Source organism: Roseibium sp. (assembly GCF_050301095.1).
Classification (GTDB): Bacteria; Pseudomonadota; Alphaproteobacteria; order Rhizobiales; family Stappiaceae; genus Roseibium.
In genome coordinates, this window is sequence record NZ_JBNKYW010000066.1 from 24814 (window position 1) to 39946 (window position 15133).

Here is a 15133-nt window from a genome sequence, read left to right on the forward strand (position 1 = left end):
GCCAGCGCAAAGGACACCGAAATGGTGGATAACATACAAAGCGCCAGCCCGAACCGGGTAATCGATATCGAGAATCTTTCCCTGACCTTCGAGACCAACGATGGTCCGGTGCATGCGCTCTCCGATATCGACCTGAAGATTGAAGAAGGCGACTTCGTTTCCTTCATTGGACCCTCCGGCTGCGGCAAGACAACCCTGCTCCGGGTTATCGCGGATCTGGAAAAGCCAACGGCCGGGTCGATCACGGTCAATGGCGTTACGCCGGAAGAAGCGCGCCTTAACAGGGCATACGGCTACGTCTTCCAGGCAGCAGCGCTCTATCCATGGCGAACCATCGCCAAGAACATCGCCCTTCCCCTGGAAATCATGGGGCTCTCCGGGGCCGAACAGCAAGAACGTATCACCAGGAACATGGAACTGGTGAACCTCACCGGTTTTGAAAAGAAATATCCTTGGCAGCTTTCCGGCGGCATGCAGCAGCGCGCCTCCATTGCCCGCGCCCTCGCCGTCGAGCCTCACCTCCTCCTGATGGATGAACCGTTCGGCGCGCTCGACGAAATCGTCCGCGACCATCTCAACGAACAGCTCCTGCAGCTCTGGGCCAAGACCAACAAGACCGTTGTCTTCGTCACCCACTCCATCCCGGAAGCCGTGTTCCTGTCGACCAAGATCGTGGTGCTCTGTCCGCGCCCGGGTCGAATTTACGACGTCATCGAAAGCGACTTGCCGCGTGACCGCAGGCTCGATATCCGCGAAACCCCGGAATTCCTGAAAATCGCCCACCGCGTGCGCGAAGGCCTCAAGGCCGGGCATTCCTATGAGGATTGAGGAAGGTTCTCGATAATGACCGACGCAACCCTTCCCTCCTCCCGCAGCACAAACCCGTTTGCCGGACTCATGTCCGGAACGGTCGGGCCTGTGACCGTGGTCGTGCTGGCGATTATCGCGATCTGGTATCTGTCCGCGATTGCGCTCAACACGAAATTCCAGAACGAACTCTACGAGCGGGCCGGTCAGTCGGACGTATCCGTCTCCCAGTTGATCACCGATACACTCGCCCAGGAACGCCCCGTCCTCCCCGCTCCGCATCAGGTGATCGTGGAGATGTGGAACACGACGGTGAACAAGAAGATCACGTCCAAGCGTTCCCTCGTCTACCACACCGGTATCACGCTTTCCTCGACGCTGCTGGGGTTCGTGATCGGCACGCTGCTGGGCATTCTGCTCGCCATCGGCATCGTGCACTCCAGGGTTTTGGACAAATCTCTGATGCCCTGGATCATTTCCTCCCAGACAATCCCGATCCTGGCGATTGCCCCGATGATCATCGTGGTGCTCAACGCCGTCGGCATTTCCGGGCTTCTGCCGAAGGCGATGATTTCGACATACCTGTCCTTCTTCCCGGTCGCGGTCGGCATGGTGAAAGGCCTGCGGTCTCCGGAAGTGATTCACATGGATCTGATGCACACCTATTCGGCAACACGTAATCAGGCCTTCTGGAAACTGCGCCTGCCCTATGCCGTTCCCTTTCTCTTCACATCCATGAAGATCGGCATGGCCGCCTCTCTGGTCGGAGCCATTGTCGGGGAACTGCCGACGGGAGCCGTTGCCGGCCTCGGTGCGCGGCTGTTGGCCGGTTCCTACTATGGCCAGACCGTCCAGATCTGGTCCGCCCTTCTGATGGCGGCCTTCCTTGCCGGATCGCTTGTGGCCCTTATCGGGGTTTTGGAGAAAATCACCTTGAAACGCATGGGAATGGCTCGATGAGTACGACGGCAGCAAGCAACCGCCGCCTGGACATGCCGGCACTTCTCGCCTGGTTCATCGTCGCGATGGTCCTCGTGGGTCTTTTCAGCACCATTTTCACACCGGATCTCGGCATCATGGAAGTTCCCCGGCTGGCGCTCTGCCTCGTCATCCTGGCGATCGCCGGGGTGCGCTATGAACTTGGCTTCATGCGCAACAAGGTCGGCGATCTGATCCTTGGCCTTGTGACGGCAATCGCCGCCTGGCTGCTGCTTGGAACCGTCTCGAACCATGTGGGCGAGGCGGCGCTCGGGTTCTGGGCATTGGCGGCCGCCACATGGGCGGCTTCCTGGCTTTTCGTGGAGCGCCTGGCATCCTGGCGCGGAACCTCGCCTGGAACCACAAGACTGATCAACCTCGCCATTCCCGCCCTTTTCGGCGTCACCCTCCTGGTTCTCTGGCAAGTCGTCGTGACCGGCGCCGGTATTCCGAAAGTCCTGCTGCCTGCCCCATCAGAAATCTGGCTGCGCCTGACAACATCGCTGCCGACGCTCTGGGCAGATTTCCGCCAAACCTTCCTGAAAGCCGTCATCGCCGGTTATGTCATCGGCTGCGGGTCCGCCTTTCTGGTGGCGATCCTGGTGGACCGGGTACCGTTCCTGCGGCGCGGCCTGCTGCCCATCGGCAATCTGGTCTCCGCCCTGCCGATCATCGGCGTCGCCCCGATCATGGTCATGTGGTTCGGCTTTGACTGGCCTTCCAAGGCGGCTGTCGTCATCATCATGACTTTCTTCCCGATGCTGGTGAACACGGTTTCCGGCCTTGCCGCTTCCGATGCCATGCAGCGCGACTTGATGCGGACCTACGCCTCCAGCTATCTGCAGACCCTCTTGAAACTGCGCCTGCCGATGGCAATGCCCTTTATCTTCAACGCCCTCAAGATCAACTCCACGCTTGCACTCATCGGCGCCATCGTGGCGGAATTCTTCGGCACGCCGATCGTCGGCATGGGCTTCCGCATTTCGACGGAAGTCGGCCGCATGAACGTCGACATGGTCTGGGCGGAAATTGCCGTCGCGGCGCTCGCCGGCTCGCTCTTCTACGGCCTCGTGGCCTTGCTGGAACGGGCCGTCACCTTCTGGCATCCGTCGGTCAGAGGGTGAAAATCCTCTCCACTTGTCATCCCGGATGTGCCAAAAGGCACACTCCGGGATCCGGTGCCCCCTGCCTCCGGTTTTGACATCGGAGAGTTCAAGCGGCTACTGGATTCCTGCTGAAGTTTATCCCCGCGCAGGCGGGTGCAGGAATGACAAGCAGACAGGACAAATCCTTCTCATGACCCCCAGCCGCGACATTTCCCGACTGATCGAAATCATGGCCGCGCTCCGCACACCAGTCACCGGCTGTCCCTGGGATCTGGAGCAGGATTTTTCGACGATTGCCCCCTATACGCTGGAAGAAGCCTATGAGGTGGCAGACGCGATTGCCAGGAACGACCATCTGGAATTGCGCGAGGAGCTGGGCGATCTTCTGCTGCAGGTGGTCTATCACGCGCGCATGGCCGAAGAAGAGCAATCCTTCGATTTCGGCGACGTGGTCGAAAGCATCACCAGGAAGATGATCCGCCGGCATCCCCATGTGTTCGGTGATGAGACCGGTGAGAAGCCGGAGCTCGTCAAGGGCATCTGGGAACGCATCAAGGCTGAGGAACGGGCAGAAAAGAAGGCCGAGAGGGAAAAGCTCGGTCTGGCGGAACCCAACAGGGGCTTTCTGGACGACGTGCCGACAGCCTTCCCCGCACTCCAGGAAGCCGACAAGCTCCAGCGCCGTGCGTCCAGGGTCGGTTTCGACTGGAACGATGCCCGCCTCGTGCTCGACAAGATCCGCGAGGAAACCCACGAACTGGATGAGGAACTCGCCAAAGGCGCTCCGGACAAGAATCGGATCACGGATGAACTCGGCGATACTCTGTTCGCCCTCGCCAACCTCGCCCGTCACCTTGATATCGATCCGGAAGAGGCGCTGCGGCGGACCAACCGCAAATTCCGCAAGCGTTTCGCAGCCATCGAGGATCACGCTGCCGCAAGCAATACGACGCTTGAAGCGATGAGCCTCGAAGACATGGAAGCAGCCTGGCAGGCGGCGAAGGGGAAGTAGACCCGGGCCTCCGCGCTCGACAACGGATCGATCGCGAAGAACGAATGTTTAGCCCTGCAGATAAGTGGAATAGGTTTCCCGGAACGGCCCGCGCAGCTTGTCGCAAACGCGAACCTCTGCCGTGACGAATTCCTCGTCATCCGTGCGTTCCAGTACTTCGGCCAACTGGTAGAGCTTGGCCAGCAACGCCCCTTCCGCAACCGGGATCCTGACCGTCAGAATGTCGTCGTGCTGCGCCATGAAGGCGTCGATCCGGGAAGACAGCTGATCGATGCCCTCGCCCGTCAGCGCTGACAGCGCAATAGGGCCGTCCGGCCCGGCGTCGGCAAGAAGCTTTTCCCGGTAGGCGGGATCGAGGCAATCGATCTTGTTCCAGACTTCGACAACCGGCGCACCGGTCTGCGCATCGACGCCAAGGTCTTCGAGCGTCTTCTTCACATCCAGGGCCTGGGCTTCCGTATCGGCATGCGAGATGTCTCGCACATGCAGGATCAGGTCGGCTTCCAGAACCTCTTCAAGCGTCGCCCGGAAGGCGGCCACCAGATGTGTCGGCAGATCCGAGATGAAACCGACGGTGTCCGACAGGATAATCTCCCGGCCATGAGGCAGAACAACCTTGCGCAGGGTCGGGTCGAGCGTCGCGAACAACAGGTTTTTTGCAAAAACGTCCGAGTTCGTCAGCCTGTTGAACAATGTCGACTTGCCGGCGTTGGTATAGCCGACAAGCGCCACGACCGGCTGCGGGATCTTCTTGCGCTTCTTGCGGTGCAGGTTTCGCGTCCGGCGCACCCCTTCCAGCTGCTTCTGCAGGGCGATGATGCGGTCCTGGATCTGGCGTCTGTCCGACTCGATCTGGGTTTCGCCCGGACCGCCCATGAAACCCGCTCCGCCGCGCTGGCGCTCAAGGTGCGTCCAGGAGCGTACCAGACGGCTCTTCTGCCAGGTCAGATGCGCCAGATCGACCTGTAGCCTGCCTTCCTTGGTCCGCGCACGGTCGCCAAAGATTTCCAGGATCAGGCCCGTCCTGTCGATGACCTTGACCTTGAGGCGCCGTTCAAGGTTCCGCTGTTGTACAGGTGTCAGCGGATGGTCTATGACCACGAGATCAAGATCTTCGCTGGCGACTATGCCGGCAAGTTCAGACACCTTGCCGTCTCCGAAAAGCGTCGCCGGCTTCGGATTGTTGACCCGGACGACGCCGGAATGAATGATTTCGAGATTAATTGCGGCCGCCAGACCGAGCGCCTCTTCCAGGCGCGCCTCCGGGCTCCTGTTGGAGCGAAGTTCTTGCGCCCCTGTCTCGGCACGCAGTTGCAACACCGGCTCCAGCACCATCGCGCGAAAAGCCTGGGGCAGACGATCCACCCCAGTGTCTTTCAATCTCAGCGATTTCTGGCCGGGCTCTTCGGAGCCGTTGGATTTTGAAAAATCGTCCGCGCGAGACTTCGGTTTCAATCAGCTTGCCTTTTCCGCGTTTTCCTCTGCCTGATCGAACAGTTGAACAGGTCCGTTTGGCATAATTGTGGAAATCGCGTGTTTGTAAACCAGCTGGGAATGTCCGTCGCGGCGCAGCAGGACACAGAAGTTGTCGAACCAGGTCACGACGCCCTGCAACTTCACACCATTGATGAGAAAGATCGTCAGGGGAGTTTTTTGTTTTCGAACGTGATTAAGAAAAGTGTCTTGAAGATTTTGTGCGCGCTCAGCCATCAGTCTTTTTATCCTATTTGTTCCGGATGCGGCCGAGCATCCGGCGTTTCAGCAGCTTATCGTCAAAAACCGTTTGCATTCAAACGATAATGTGTGACGCACCGCTCGCTTCTTTCATTGCCCACCGTTAGGAACTGTCTGCCTCAGTTCCATATTGTTTCGAACATCCGCCGCAACAAGGCCAATCGAATCACACCGCCTGCAAATCAGTAGCAGTATGGAACAATTCGCGCAATCGGGTTGCAACCGTACCGGGATGTCCGTTCCCGATAATCTTGCCATCCACCTTGGTCACCGGCATGACAACGCTCGTGGCTGCCGTCACGAACGCTTCTTTTGCTTCGAAGGCCTCGCTTAGGCTAAACGGCCTTTCCTCAAAGGTCAGCCCCTCACTTTGAATAAGTTCGAGCACCGCAGCCCGGGTAATGCCGCGCAAGATACCGCTATCGGCCGGCCGGGTTACAACCGTTCCGTCCCTGGTGACGATCCATGCATTGGTGGAACCGCCTTCGGTGACGAAGCCGTCGCTGTCCACATACCAGGCTTCCTTGCCGCCGTTTTCTTTCGCATTCTGCTTGGCCAGAACATTCGGCAACAGTGCCACGGTCTTGATATCAACCCGTGGCCAGCGGTTTTCGGGATAGCTGACAACAGCAATACCCTGCTCTGCCAGGGCCTTTGCGGCTTCCGGATTGGAAGAGCGGGAGGTCACAACGATTGAGGGCGCCACATCTTCCGGCGGGAAGAAGTGGTCGCGTTTGGCTACACCGCGTGTCACCTGGATGTAGACCAGCCCGTTGCGAACCCGGTTCCGGCGCACCACCTGGTGCAGGACGAATTCTACCGCTGCCCGTGCCATCGGCCAGTCGATCCTGAGCTCGCGCAAGGACCTGTCGAGCCGGTCCAGATGCCGGGGGACATCAACGATATTGCCCTGCCAGACTTCGCAGACCTCATAAACGCCGTCAGCAAACTGATAGCCCCGGTCCTCCACATGCACTGCAGCTTCGGCGTGACGCACATACTGGCCGTTGACATAGGCAATACGGCTCATGATTCCTCCTGAACGGAACGGTTCAATTCGAACCGATTGGTATTCTTGAAAGTTTTGTCCACTTGGTCAGGCAAATGCAAGACCTGTATCCATTGAAACAGTTCTAAAAGAAATCCAGGCTCACGCGGAACATCTGCTCGACCTGACGCACGCGGTTGGCGACTGCGAAGATCACGATCCGGTCCTGAGCCTGGATCTGCAGGTCACCATTCGGCGTCAGCACCTCACCACCCCGGAACACCGCCCCGATCCGGATGCCGGACGGTAGATCAATGTCACGAAGGGGCTTTCCCACAAGCGGAGAGGTATCCAACGCCTCGGCCTCGACGATTTCCGCAGCGCCGTTCTGAAGTGAATGAACACCCCGGATACGTCCCCGCCGTACATGCTGCAGGATACGCGAAATGGTTACCGCACGCGGATTGATGAAGGCATCGATCCCGAGTGCATTGGCAAAGGCCGGATAGCTCGGATTGTTCAAAAGTGACAGGGACCGGCGACAGCCGAGTTTCTTGGCCATGACGGAAGACAGGATATTGACCTCGTCCTCGTTGGTCAGAGCAACAATGGTATCCGCATCGCCGGCATCGGCTTCGTTCAGGATGGTTTGATCGAGCGCGCTGCCGTGCAGAATGACGGAGCGCTTGAGTTCATCCGCGACGGCCATGGCCCGCTCGCGCGAAGCCTCGATCAGTTTGACCTTGGTGCCGGTCTGCCGTTTCTCAAGAGCCTTGGCAACATAAAGGCCGATGTTGCCGCCACCGGCAATCACCACCTTGGCTGCTTCCGGTTCCTCGTGTCCGAAGATGCTCAGGGTTCTGCGGACCTGATCGCGCCGGGCAACCACATAGGCCAGATCTCCGGTCAGGATGGAATCGCTGCTTTTGGGGACAAAAAGCCGGTTGTTCCGGTAAATGCCGACCACCACGGCGCCGAGATCGGGGAACAGCTCCGTGAGCTGGTGAAGAGGCGTGTCGACGACCGGGCAATCCTCTTCGCAGATGATTCCGACAACAACGACCTGGTCATCCGCGAAACGAACCGTTTCCACGGCGCCGGGCAGCGCCAGCCGCCGCAGCACCATTTCGCCGACTTCGATCTCCGGCGAGATAATCACGTCAATCGGCATATGTTCGCGTGAAAACAGGTTGCGCCAGCGTCCCTGCAGGTAGGACTGCGCCCGGATACGCGCTACCTTGGTGGGAACGTTGAACATGGAATGCGCCACCTGACAGGCCACCATGTTGACCTCGTCATAGAGGGTGACGGCAACGATCATGTCCGCTTCCTCTGCGCCCGCCTGCGCCAGAATATCCGGATGGGCACCGTGCCCAACGAAGCCGCGAACATCCAGCTGATCGCCGATGGCATTGATCAGCTGAGGCGAGGAATCGATCACCGACACATCGTTCTGCTCAGCGGCAAGACGCTCGGCGATGCCGTATCCGACCTGACCGGCTCCGCAAATAACGATCTTCATGGAAGGAACCCTTTTCCGCTCAGCAGTTTATTTCAGTTGCCCACCGTCCTCAGGTCATGCCGAGGGTCTTCAGCTTCCGGTGAAGCGCAGACCGTTCCATACCGACAAATTCGGCAGTCCGCGAGATGTTACCGTCAAATCTTTTGATCTGCGCCTGGAGATATTCCCGTTCGAAAATCTCACGAGCCTCGCGCAAAGGCACGGACATGAGGTGTTCGCCCGTTCCTGACGTCGGCAAACTCGGCAGGGTTTCGCCGATTTCCGCCGGCAGAAGGTCTGCCGTGATCGTGCTGTCCGGATCTCCCCGGCTCAGGATCATCAGCCGTTCCACGTTGTTGCGAAGCTGGCGCACGTTGCCCGGCCAGTCGTGTGTCTGCAGTACGGCCATGGCATCGTCCCCGATCGGCCGCAACGGAATGCCGGAAGCAGCGGAAATCTGCTCCATGAAATGATGCACCAGTACCGGAATGTCCTCGCGTCTTTCCGCAAGCCCCGGAACGCGCAGGGGAACCACACTCAGCCGGTGATAAAGATCCTGCCGGAAGAGCCCCGAGGCAATATGTTCCTCGAGGTTCTTGGAGGTGGAAGACAGGATCCGGATGTCGACCTGTACCTTTTGTGTCCCCCCGACACGGGAGAAACTCTGTTCGACCAGAACCCTGAGGATCTTGCCCTGGGTCTCGGCCGGCATATCGGCGACCTCGTCCAGGTAGAGCGTGCCGCCATGCGCCTCCTCCAGGGCTCCGATCTTGCGCAGATTGCCGTTCTCATCCTCAATGCCGAACAGCTCTTCTTCCATCCGTGCCGGTGTAATGGTCGCAGCATTCAGGACAACGAAGGGGCTCTTGGCGCGCAGCGACTGGTCATGGATCATGCGGGCCGCGCGTTCCTTGCCCGCACCGGACGGTCCGACGATCAGGATACGGCTGTTGGTGCCGGAGATTTTCTGGATTGTCTGGCGCAAATTATGCGCCGCGGAGGAACTGCCGATAATCTCGCTGCTTTCACCGCTACGCTGCTTCAGGTCGCGGATTTCGCGTTTCAGGCTTGACGCCTCCAGCGCGCGCTCCACGATGTGGATCAGCCTGTCCGCCTTGAACGGCTTTTCGATATAGTCATACGCACCGCGCTTGATCGCGGAGACCGCGGTCTCGATGTTGCCGTGACCGGAAATGATCACGACGGGCATGTCGGGATCCGTCTCCCTGAAGATATCAAGAAGGGCCAGACCGTCGAGACGGCTGCCCATCAGCCAGATGTCCAGAACCACCAGCGAAGGCTTGCGTTCCTTCACGGCAGCGAGCGCGCTGTCGGAATCGTGGGCTGTGCGTGTGCCATAACCGTCATCGTCCAGGATGCCGGCGATCATTTCCCGAATGTCTGTTTCGTCGTCTACGACAAGAATATCATGTGCCATGTGCAGTCACTGCCTGGTCTTCAAGGGTCTGTTCCTCGGCGTCGGCATTGGCGGCCAATGTCAGGCGAACGAGGGTTCCCGTGTCTTCAGAATTGGTTTTGGGAGCATCAAGCAATTCGATACCGCCCCCGTGGTCTTCCAGAATTTTCCGGACAATGGCGAGACCGAGTCCGGTCCCCTTTTCCCGGGTTGTCATATAAGGTTCCAGCAAACGGCTCCGGTTTTCTTCCGGCAGGCCGATGCCGTTGTCGATAACATCGATCACAATCCGTCCGCTGCGGTCGTCAGCTTCGCCGCGCAGATGAACGGTAACCTTGCCCTTCGGCAGGTCCTCACCGGTTCTGGCGCCGACGGCTTCCGTGGCGTTCTTCACGACATTGGTCAGCGCCTGCCCGACAAGGCGGGCATCGAATACCGCGTTCACCGGTGTAGACGGAACATCTGCCGTGACGCTGATCTCGGGATTGGCGACCGACTGCATGAATGCGGCGTCTCGCACCGCTTCGCGCAAATCGCCCGGTGTCTTTGCCGGTTTACGCATCCGGGCAAAGGAAGAAAATTCGTCCACCATCTGTCCAATGTCACCAACCTGCCGGACAATCGTGTCGATGCACTGGTCGAAGACTTCCCGGTCTTCCTCGATGCGTTTGCCGTAGCGCCTGCGAATCCGCTCCGCGGACAGCTGGATCGGTGTGAGCGGGTTCTTGATTTCGTGGGCGATGCGGCGCGCCACATCGGCCCAGGCCGAATTCCTCTGCGCGGAAACAAGATCGGTAATGTCGTCGAGGGTCACCACAAAGCCGTGCTCCCGCCGCGTCGACTGTTCGGAGGTAATCCGCACATTGATCGTTCGAAGGCGTCCGCCCCTTGCGATTTCAATCTGTGTTTCCGGAATTCTGTCGCCCGGGTTCTGCAGCATCGAGGACACACATTCGGAAAGTTCGGGAACCACCTCGACCAGTGGCTTGTTGAGGATCTGAACCTCGTCAACTTGAAGCAGTTGCAGCGCCGAACTGTTTATCAGCATGATGGAAGCTTCGTCATCGACACCGATAACACCGGTCGAAACGCCGGACAGAACCGCCTCGTTGAAACGTCGGCGGCGGTCGATCTGTTCATTTGCGGCGAGCAGTGCATCCCTCTGGCCGAGCAGCTGGCCTGTCATCTTGTTGAAGGTCTCACCGAGATTTGCAAGATCTCCGCCCGATTTCTCGGTCGGCACCTTGACGGCAAGATTCCCCTTCGAGACCTCGTCAGCCGCGGATATCAGTGTCCGGATGGGAGAAACAAGGCGATTGGCAAACCCGAAACCGATCCAGATGGCGGACAGGAGCAGCACCAGCGCAACGCCCAGGTAAACCAGCGCAAACGCAACCTGGACGCCAAAGCGGCTGTTCTCCATCTGCTGATACTGGGAGGCACCGGTTTCCGCCAGCCTGAGGTAATCGACCACTCGCGGATCAATGACACGCACTGCGTAAAGGTAATAATTGTCGTAAGCCGAGAGCTTCATCACCCCGCCGACAAGGTTCGAGCTGCCGGGAGCGATCAGAATGGGATCGCCGGATTTCGCCTTGTAGAAACTGTCCGCGGGTGGCAAGGGCACTTTCGCCTTGGGATCAAGGACGATACGTGTAACCACTTCTCCGTTTTCGTTGAGCATGAAGGCCGCCAGTATGCCGCGCAAGGACACCTGGGTTGCGAAAAACTGGTCGAACCGGGAGGGTTCGAAATCATAGACGGTTTTTGCCCGGTCGATATCGTTTGTCATGGCGATCAGATCGCCGCGCAGCACTCTTGCGTGTTCCTGCAGGTAGGCCTGAGCCACCGTAAGCGCGTTGTCGATGATCTGACGTGTCCTGTCTTCAAACCAGCGATCCAGTCCCCGGTCGAGCGTTATGGCCGCAAGGATCGCCATCAATATCGCAGGCACCGCGGCAACGACGCTGAATAGCGCCACAACACGCACATGCAGGCGGGCAGCCGCACGTCCGCGGCGCCGGGCCTGCCAGAGCTTGTGAATTTCCAGGGAAATGACGCCGAGCAGAACGGCCGCAAGCGTTCCGTTGATCGCCATCGCCGTCATGATGACATTTCTGGTCGGATCTATGGAGGTCAGTCCCATCAGGATAACGAAGGTCACACCGATCGAGACCAGGGCAACAACCATGATCGTCAGCCCCAACCGCCGCCATAGCCTGCCGGCAGCGCTTGATTGCGCGACTGCCTGCTGTTCCGCTTCCAAAATCATTTGGCCTCAACTGCCCGCGTTGTCCGGCGGGACTCGACTGCTTCTGAAATTTTGCGGCAAACTTATCACACAATGTTGCGAAATTGCGACAGGCGCATCTATCCATGAAAAAAATGCGGTGGACGAAAACTCCGGCATCCGCTTCGAAACGGAACCCGGCCCTGGAGAGATGCCGTTTCAGGATCGCGGCCGGCAAGAAACGCGGGACATTTCGGCTTGGATCGTGCCGCTGACCGCATGACCCCGGCACAATTCCAGGGCCACCGTTGATGCACTGCTTGAGCAATCTTTCCATGGGAAAGCCCAGCCGGCTCACTTAAAGCGGAGCCTTTCCGGAGAGCAGGACGATCTGAAACGTCCGGTCAGGCAGGCCCTTATCCAGACCTCCTGACGGCGGCTCGCCGCATCAATCCAAGAATAGACTTTCCCGGAGCGTATGTTCGGGTATCCCGTTGTCCGCGCGCGGTTTTTCGAAGGTTCCATCCTCGCGCAAAAGCGCATGTGCACTGATGAACGCGTCCAGAATTTCTTGCCAGCAAGGTTTGCACCTGATGTTTTCCGGACCACTGCAACGGCAAAAGCGACGTAGCCGCAGGACCCTTCCCTTTTCATTGGGCCATGTGCGTGTGCGCGCCCGGACAGCCATCAAGCAAAGCGGAGTTCCCGTTCAAAATGGCCTGCGCTGAAATCTTTGGGTGCAGCAATGCAGACGCCGTCTCGATCGCAGACTATCGCATTGATCTCATGATTTGAATGTCCAGATCCCGGATCTTCTTGCGCAAGGTGTTGCGGTTGACGCCCAGCAATTCGGCAGCCTTGATCTGGTTTCCGCGCGTAGCCGCCAGTGCTGCGCTGATCAAGGGATACTCTACCTCCCGCAAGATCCGGTGATAGAGGCCCGGCGGAGGCAGAGCTTCCCCGTAAGTGTCGAAGTAGCCCGACAGATAGCGCTCCACCGAACCACCGAGATTGATATTCTCCTGTACCTCTTCTTCCACGGTCGAAACCGTTGGCTGGCTGAGTTCGTTTTCCAGGAGACTTTCGCTGATGACATCCTGCGGATAGAGCGCGGCGAGCCGCCGGACCAGATTTTCCAGCTCGCGCACGTTACCTGGCCAGCGGTACCGGCGCAAAAGGTTGAGTGCCCCCTGATCGATCTGCTTCAGGGGCAGACCTTCCTTTTCGACCAGAGAAAAGAAATGACGGACGAGATCCGGAATATCCTCCACACGTTCACGCAGCGGTGGCAGGCGGATAGGAACAACGTTGAGGCGGAAATAGAGATCTTCGCGGAAAAGCCCCTGGTTGATCAGGTGCCGCAAGTCCTTGTTGGTCGCCGCGATGATACGCACATCCGTCTTGATAGGTGTCCGTCCCCCGACGGTCGTATATTCACCCTGCTGGAGGACACGCAGCAACCGGGTTTGCGCCTCCATCGGCATATCGCCGATCTCGTCCAGAAAAAGCGTGCCGCCGTCTGCCTGCTCGAACCGGCCGGAACTTCGGTTCTGCGCGCCGGTAAAGGCCCCCTTTTCGTGACCGAAGAGTTCGGATTCGATCAGGTCACGCGGAATGGCAGCCATGTTGATCGCAACGAACGGCCCGTTGCGCCGCTTGCCGTATTCGTGGAGGGCGCGAGCAACCAGTTCCTTGCCGGTACCGGACTCGCCGTTGATCATGACCGTCAGATCGGTCTGCATCAGCCGCGCCAGAACCCGGTAGATCTCCTGCATCGCCGGCGAGCGGCCAACCAGCGGCATGCCTTCGCCCGCATCTTCCAGTTCGACCGCCGGCCGTTTCTTCGGCTCTTCCAACGCGCGTTGCACGATGCTGGTCAGTTCCTTCAGATCGAAGGGTTTGGGCAGATACTCGTAAGCCCCCTTCTCCGACGCCTTGATCGCCGTCATGAAGGTGTTCTGCGCGCTCATCACCAGGACCGGCAGATCCGGCCGCATCTTTTTCATGCGCGGCAGGACATCGAAAATATTTTCGTCGGGCATGACGACATCGGTGATCACGAGATCACCATCACCGGAGGACACCCACCGCCACAGGGTCGAGGCGTTCGACGTCAACCGGACGGTGTATCCCGCCCGCGACAAGGCTTGGTTGAGCACGGTGCGGATGGCCGCGTCATCGTCTGCAACAAGGATCGTGCCTGTCGGCATGGTCAATCATTTCCTCTGCTGGACCGGTCGGAAGCAAGGTGTTCCTCGCCTGTAAATGCCGGCATCAATATTCGGAAAACGGTTTTATGACGCTGGCTGTCGCATTCGATCACCCCGCCATGGTCACCGATGATTTTGGCGACAAGCGCCAGTCCCAGGCCCGATCCATTTGTTTTTGTTGTAATGAATGGCTCAAAGAGATGCGGCAGCAGATCGTCCGGTACACCCGGTCCATTGTCCTGCACGCAAAATTCCAAAGGCAGGCTGACCTTTTCCACGGTCCCTGGAACGGACAACCGCACGCCCGGCCGGAAGGCAGTCGAAACACGGATTTCTCCATCCGGATCATCGCCGATCGCCTCGCTGGCGTTCTTGATTAGATTCAGGAAGACCTGAATAAGCTGGTCCTTGTTGGCAAAGACCGGCGGCAAGGAGGGATCATAGACCTCGACGATCTTTTTGCCTCTCGCAAAACCGCTGTCGGCAAGCCGCTTCACATGGTCGAGAACGATATGGATGTTGACAGGCTCCCGCTCGATCGGGCGCTCGTCGGAAAAGACTTCCATCTTGTCGACGAGTTTCACGATCCTGTCGGTTTCGTCCATGATCAGCCGAGTCAGAGCCCTGTCTTCGCCCGGAACGGACTGTTCCAGCAGTTGGGCGGCTCCGCGGATGCCGGACAGCGGGTTCTTGATCTCGTGCGCCAGCATTGCCGCAAGCCCCGTGACGGTCCGGGCGGCCCCCCGAGAGGTCAGCTGCCGGTCGATTTTTTCCGCCATGGTGCGTTCCTGGAACATCAGGACCACGGCCCCCGGACGCTCCGAAACAGGCGCTGCGTTGATGTCAATCACCTTCGGCGCCCCGATACGTGGCGATCCGATATCCACCTTGTATTCGTTGACCGGCGCCTTGCGCTCGCGCACCTGGTCGATCAGCGTGAGCAACGGGCTGCCGAAGGGAACGAAGTCACTGATCGGGTGGCGCCGAAGCACGGACACGCTGGAGCGCATGAAGATTTCGGCCGCCATATTGGCCGATTCAATGACGCCATCCGGAGCAACCAGCAGTACGGGATGCGGCAATGTATCCAGGATCGTCGGGCCGTCAATCGCAAGTGCGGCCGTCCGGCCGGATGAAGGGTCAGTTTCCG

Annotated in this window: 13 protein-coding genes; 5 read left to right on the forward strand and 8 right to left on the reverse strand. The window is 58.9% G+C overall.

Annotation, left to right across the window (positions count from 1 at the left end; all coding sequences use genetic code 11):
* Window positions 1-21: 21 nt before the first annotated feature.
* From ACQY7U_RS06135 to mazG, 4 genes are all read left to right on the forward strand, one after another.
* Complete coding sequence (locus ACQY7U_RS06135; protein WP_428642895.1) at window positions 22-828, forward strand: ABC transporter ATP-binding protein; 807 nt, start codon at window positions 22-24, stop codon at window positions 826-828.
* Between the two features lie 69 nt (window positions 829-897).
* The gene (locus tag ACQY7U_RS06140; RefSeq protein WP_428642927.1) at window positions 898-1767 is read left to right on the forward strand and encodes an ABC transporter permease; all 870 of its coding nucleotides are present in this window, start codon (window positions 898-900) and stop codon (window positions 1765-1767) included.
* Window positions 1764-2909 (forward strand): ABC transporter permease, encoded by a 1146-nt coding sequence (locus ACQY7U_RS06145; protein ID WP_428642896.1) that lies wholly within the window; start codon window positions 1764-1766, stop codon window positions 2907-2909. The genes ACQY7U_RS06140 and ACQY7U_RS06145 overlap by 4 nt, the downstream gene beginning before the upstream one ends.
* Before the next feature lie 172 nt (window positions 2910-3081).
* A complete protein-coding gene (gene mazG / locus ACQY7U_RS06150; RefSeq protein ID WP_428642897.1) occupies window positions 3082-3903 on the forward strand; it encodes a nucleoside triphosphate pyrophosphohydrolase in 822 nt (273 codons plus the stop codon).
* A gap of 48 nt (window positions 3904-3951) precedes the next feature.
* Here mazG and hflX read toward each other — a convergent pair whose 3' ends face one another.
* The 6 genes from hflX to ACQY7U_RS06180 form a co-directional block, all read right to left on the reverse strand.
* Complete coding sequence (hflX, locus tag ACQY7U_RS06155; protein WP_428642929.1) at window positions 3952-5238, reverse strand: GTPase HflX; 1287 nt, start codon at window positions 5236-5238, stop codon at window positions 3952-3954.
* 120 nt (window positions 5239-5358) lie between these two features.
* A complete protein-coding gene (hfq, locus tag ACQY7U_RS06160) occupies window positions 5359-5616 on the reverse strand; it encodes an RNA chaperone Hfq (protein WP_173006241.1) in 258 nt (85 codons plus the stop codon).
* A gap of 187 nt (window positions 5617-5803) precedes the next feature.
* A complete protein-coding gene (locus tag ACQY7U_RS06165; protein ID WP_428642898.1) occupies window positions 5804-6667 on the reverse strand; it encodes a D-amino-acid transaminase in 864 nt (287 codons plus the stop codon).
* Window positions 6668-6770: 103 nt separating this feature from the next.
* Window positions 6771-8147 carry a Trk system potassium transporter TrkA gene (trkA, locus tag ACQY7U_RS06170; RefSeq protein WP_428642899.1) on the reverse strand — a complete coding sequence of 459 codons (1377 nt, stop codon included), beginning with the start codon at window positions 8145-8147 and terminating at the stop codon, window positions 6771-6773.
* A gap of 49 nt (window positions 8148-8196) precedes the next feature.
* A complete protein-coding gene (locus ACQY7U_RS06175) occupies window positions 8197-9564 on the reverse strand; it encodes a sigma-54-dependent transcriptional regulator (protein WP_428642901.1) in 1368 nt (455 codons plus the stop codon).
* Window positions 9554-11815: an ATP-binding protein gene (locus ACQY7U_RS06180; RefSeq protein ID WP_428642902.1), complete on the reverse strand. Its 2262-nt coding sequence runs from the start codon at window positions 11813-11815 to the stop codon at window positions 9554-9556. The genes ACQY7U_RS06175 and ACQY7U_RS06180 overlap by 11 nt, the downstream gene beginning before the upstream one ends.
* On the opposite strand from ACQY7U_RS06180, the gene ACQY7U_RS06185 reads away from it, so the two are divergent.
* Window positions 11733-12056, forward strand: coding sequence for a hypothetical protein (locus tag ACQY7U_RS06185; protein ID WP_428642933.1), 324 nt, complete (start codon window positions 11733-11735; stop codon window positions 12054-12056). The genes ACQY7U_RS06180 and ACQY7U_RS06185 overlap by 83 nt on opposite strands.
* Before the next feature lie 487 nt (window positions 12057-12543).
* On the opposite strand, the gene ntrC is transcribed toward ACQY7U_RS06185, so the two are convergent.
* Together ntrC and ACQY7U_RS06195 are read right to left on the reverse strand one after the other, a co-directional pair.
* A complete protein-coding gene (gene ntrC / locus ACQY7U_RS06190; protein WP_428642904.1) occupies window positions 12544-13983 on the reverse strand; it encodes a nitrogen regulation protein NR(I) in 1440 nt (479 codons plus the stop codon).
* Between the two features lie 2 nt (window positions 13984-13985).
* Window positions 13986-15077, reverse strand: a complete 1092-nt coding sequence (locus ACQY7U_RS06195) for a two-component system sensor histidine kinase NtrB (RefSeq protein WP_428642931.1) — start codon at window positions 15075-15077, stop codon at window positions 13986-13988.
* Window positions 15078-15133: the final 56 nt, after the last annotated feature.

Coding starts and splice junctions, on each gene's coding strand:
- ACQY7U_RS06135 (WP_428642895.1), top strand. CDS start 22: ATGGTGGATAACATACAAAGCGCCAGCCCGAACCGGGTAATCGATATC.
- ACQY7U_RS06140 (WP_428642927.1), top strand. CDS start 898: ATGTCCGGAACGGTCGGGCCTGTGACCGTGGTCGTGCTGGCGATTATC.
- ACQY7U_RS06145 (WP_428642896.1), top strand. CDS start 1,764: ATGAGTACGACGGCAGCAAGCAACCGCCGCCTGGACATGCCGGCACTT.
- mazG (WP_428642897.1), top strand. CDS start 3,082: ATGACCCCCAGCCGCGACATTTCCCGACTGATCGAAATCATGGCCGCG.
- hflX (WP_428642929.1), bottom strand. CDS start 5,238: ATGGTGCTGGAGCCGGTGTTGCAACTGCGTGCCGAGACAGGGGCGCAA.
- ACQY7U_RS06165 (WP_428642898.1), bottom strand. CDS start 6,667: ATGAGCCGTATTGCCTATGTCAACGGCCAGTATGTGCGTCACGCCGAA.
- trkA (WP_428642899.1), bottom strand. CDS start 8,147: ATGAAGATCGTTATTTGCGGAGCCGGTCAGGTCGGATACGGCATCGCC.
- ACQY7U_RS06175 (WP_428642901.1), bottom strand. CDS start 9,564: ATGGCACATGATATTCTTGTCGTAGACGACGAAACAGACATTCGGGAA.
- ACQY7U_RS06185 (WP_428642933.1), top strand. CDS start 11,733: ATGATCGTCAGCCCCAACCGCCGCCATAGCCTGCCGGCAGCGCTTGAT.
- ACQY7U_RS06180 (WP_428642902.1), bottom strand. CDS start 11,815: ATGATTTTGGAAGCGGAACAGCAGGCAGTCGCGCAATCAAGCGCTGCC.
- ntrC (WP_428642904.1), bottom strand. CDS start 13,983: ATGCCGACAGGCACGATCCTTGTTGCAGACGATGACGCGGCCATCCGC.